1 protein-coding gene is annotated in these 1478 nt (G+C 27.7%); it reads left to right on the top strand.

Annotated elements, in window-relative coordinates; translation table 11 throughout:
• Nucleotides 1-421: 421 nt before the first annotated feature.
• Nucleotides 422-580 (top strand): hypothetical protein, encoded by a 159-nt coding sequence (locus tag FTU72_RS16170; RefSeq protein ID WP_166136100.1) that lies wholly within the window; start codon nucleotides 422-424, stop codon nucleotides 578-580.
• The last annotated feature ends 898 nt before the right edge of the window (nucleotides 581-1478 follow it).

Raw genomic sequence — 1478 nt, 5'->3', positions numbered from 1 at the left:
TCATGAGAAAGCCCATATAAATGGGTAATGTACAAGTTGCTGTAGAAGCATGTTTAATTCGTCTGATCACAGATACTTTATAAAGTATTTTAATACTTTTTTGAATCCGTCAATGCGTAAGTCCTATCCATATTATTTTATTCAATAAATGGTAATATTTTCTTTAAAGGAATTAAATTCTAAGGTTATAAAATTTATATCTTCCAAGTTATAAATTTAAGAACATTTAATGTTTTCAATTTCTAAAACATTTCTTTAATTAATTCTACAAAATAATTCATAAGATAATTGTTCTTACATAAGGTGAAAGGGTTTTCACGCTAAGCCCGAATATCTTACATAAGCAGACACCGCTCATACATGCCCAGAGAGTTTTATCCCCTACACTGAAATCAAGTTTTAGAAAATTAGAGGATTTCATATGAAACAGTTTTCGAAAATTCTAATACTCATTATGATAGGCCTTTATGGTACTTCTACTATTGCAGCAGATGCTATTCCTTTGGAAGCTAAAGCCGCCGCAGAAGCACAAAAAGCTGCACTAGAATATTCTGAAAATCAGAAGAGTGACTCAGACTAAAAACAAAATAAAGCCCACGAAGGGCTTTATTTACATACGGGAATCATTAGAAAAAAGTTATTTTAATAACTCAATGATTGTCCTACTCCATAAACCATCAAGGTAATAAGGAATACGACCAATGCGGAGACAGCTAATTCTGCTTTAGTCATGTGTTTTACCCTCATGGAGAGTTGTATATTATTTATACACTACATAAGCATAAAACCAAATAACAAAATATTACATAATCTTGAATATTTAAACTAAAGTAAAACACAATATAAGAGAGTAAAACTATAAATTAAACCTTAATTATCAATCAATATATTTTTAATTATCAATTACTTAAAAAATTTTATTTAAAAAATTAATAGATTATTTCTTTGAAATCATAAAATAATCTTTGTTTATAAAAAATTTTTCTATGTAATATATTGCCATTCCAAAATTTAAGCTTCTGAACTTAATGTCTTTTTAAGTCATTTCATAGGTTTTAATTTACTATTTCATAATTTATTTTCCTTATTTGATATCAAATTGAAACTAAACATCAGATCTATATTTTTAAATAATCAACGACTGCTAATTTATTTTCAATAAAATTCTCTTTTTCCGTAAAGATATTTTTTATTATTTTTAAAACCTCAATATATAAATTTAAAGATCCTAAATAGAAGGATCTTTAAATTTTAAATTACTACATAGATTTGAGTACTTCTAACTCAAAATCAAGCTCCATCATCTTTTCCAGATTTGGTACAATCGCATTCACCCAAATGCCACTATTCCTGATGTGTGCTGAATTAGCAGGAGACTTTCACTTGGGAGATTCTAGGCAGCTAACCGATAAAAGTCTTCTGCCATTTGATTTGGTGTCTTAAAATCCAAGCCTTTTTGAATTCTTCGCTGATTATAA

Source organism: Acinetobacter sp. YH12137, from assembly GCF_013418535.1.
GTDB lineage: Bacteria > Pseudomonadota > Gammaproteobacteria > Pseudomonadales > Moraxellaceae > Acinetobacter.
Note: the sequence above shows the minus strand (reverse complement) of the source record. Positions and strands in the feature narration are given on the sequence as shown.

What these genes read in the sequence shown, in the direction of transcription:
- FTU72_RS16170 (WP_166136100.1), top strand. Translation starts at nt 422, where the DNA reads ATGAAACAGTTTTCGAAAATTCTAATACTCATTATGATAGGCCTTTAT.